The following is a 1,842-nucleotide window of genomic DNA, read 5'->3' as shown; positions in this document are numbered from 1 at the left end:
CCCTGGAGTCCGCCGACTCCCCCGTCAAGGGGAGGATGGGCTGCGCCCCCGCCCCCGTGGAGAAGACGGAGTCGGCGGACTCCAGGGAGCCGGCCGCGGAGGTGGCGTCGTACCACATGGCGGTCTTGCCCTGGACGGTGTTGTTCAGGCACTCGGCGAAGCCGGACTGGGCGGCGCCGGCCTGGCCGTGCTCGCGGACCAGGCCGACGTAGAACTTCGTGGCCGCGAGCCACTCCGGGGAGTCCAGGCGGGCGTTCCAGTCCTCGTCGAACCAGGTGCCGCCGAAGGTGTTCACCACGGTCGTCAGCGGTGCCATGACCTCGCCCCAGCCGGGCAGACCGCGCAGGCAGATGCCCTTCATGCCGGGCTCCGCCCCGTCGAGCTCGGCGGCGATCTCGCCCACCTCCTTCCAGGTGGGACGCGCCGGCATCGTCAGGCCCTCCCGCTCCAGGAGGTCCTTGCGGTACATCAGGAACGAGGACTCGCCGTAGAAGGGCTGGCCGTAGAGCTTGCCGTCGTCCCCGGTGAGGGACCGGCGCATCGGCTCGAGCACGTCCCGCTGGTCGTAGCCGGGGTCCTCGCCGACGTACGGGTCCATCTCCTTGAGCCAGCCGTTGCGGGCGTAGATCGGGATCTCGTAGTTGGACAGGGTGGCGACGTCGTACTGGCCGGCCTGGTTGGCGAAGTCCTGGCTGATCTTGTCGCGGACGTCGTTCTCCGGCAGCACGGTGAAGTTCACCTTGATGCCGGTGTCCTTGGTGAAGTGCGCGGCGGTGAGCTTCTGCAGCGCCACCATCTGCGGATTGTTGACCATCAGGACATTGACGGCATCACCGCCTGATCCGGCCCCGCCCGCTCCGACCCAGCAGCCGGAGAGCAGCGGGGCGAGCAGCGTCCCTGCGGCGACCGCGGCGAGTGTGGCTCGCGGCGGCCTCCGTCGGCTCTGGGTTCGCATGGATCGCTCCTGGACGTATAGGGAGGTAACGGGCGGCGCCCGGACGGGCCGGCCCGCGGGGAGGTGGAGAACTCGTGGGGTGAACCGGCGCACGGGGAACCTCGCGCCGTGGAACGTGGAACGTGGGTCGTGGGTCGTGCGGCGGGCCGGGGTCGCCGGGTCAGACGCGGACGACCTGGGGGCCCAGCAGGGAGTAGCGGTGGGCCTCGGCCGCCGGGAGCAGCGTGCTCGTGACGATCGCCTCCAGCGCGCCGACGTCGGCGAACCGGCAGAAGCTGACCGCTCCGAACTTGCTGTGGACGCCCGCGAACACCACCCGGCGCGAGGCCCGCACCGCCTGTGCCTTGACCTCGCTGACCGCCGGGTCCGGCGTGGTCAGGCCGTGTTCGCGCGAGATGCCGTTGGCGCCGATGAACGCCAGGTCGATGACGAAACCGGAGAGCATCCTCGTCGTCCAGTGGTCGACGGTGGCGAGGGTGCCGGAGCGGACCCGGCCGCCGAGCAGCAGGACGGACACCGTGCCGGTCCCGGCGAGCGCGCCCGCGACCGGCAGGGAGGCGGTGACCACGGTGAGCGGCCGGTCCCGGGGCAGCGCCTCGGCGATGAGCTGCGGGGTGAAGCCCTCGTCGACGAACACCGTCTCCGCGTCGCCGAGCAGGTCGGCCGCCGCGTTCGCGACCCGCCGCTTCTCGGCCACGTGACTGGTGGCGCGGAAGGCGAGCGTGGTCTCGAAGGCGGCGCTCTCCACGGGGTAGGCGCCGCCGTGGGTGCGGCGCACCAGACCGTGGTTCTCCAGGGCGCGCAGATCCCGCCGTACGGTCTCCTTGGCCACCCCCAGATCGGCGGCGAGCACCGTCACGTCGACCGAGCCGGTGGCGCGCGCCACC

Annotated in this window: 2 protein-coding genes; both read right to left on the bottom strand. The window is 71.9% G+C overall.

Annotation, left to right across the window (positions count from 1 at the left end; genetic code table 11):
- Positions 1-955 (bottom strand): extracellular solute-binding protein (locus AOK18_RS27525; protein ID WP_079105216.1); only part of this gene is annotated, 955 nt, incomplete at its 3' end.
- 160 nt (positions 956-1,115) lie between these two features.
- Positions 1,116-1,841, bottom strand: a complete 726-nt coding sequence (locus AOK18_RS27520) for a DeoR/GlpR family DNA-binding transcription regulator (protein ID WP_079105215.1) — start codon at positions 1,839-1,841, stop codon at positions 1,116-1,118.
- Position 1,842: the final 1 nt, after the last annotated feature.

It is taken from the genome of Streptomyces prasinopilosus, from assembly GCF_001419695.1.
GTDB lineage: Bacteria > Actinomycetota > Actinomycetes > Streptomycetales > Streptomycetaceae > Streptomyces > Streptomyces prasinopilosus.
This window is presented reverse-complemented; position numbering and strand designations above follow the sequence as displayed.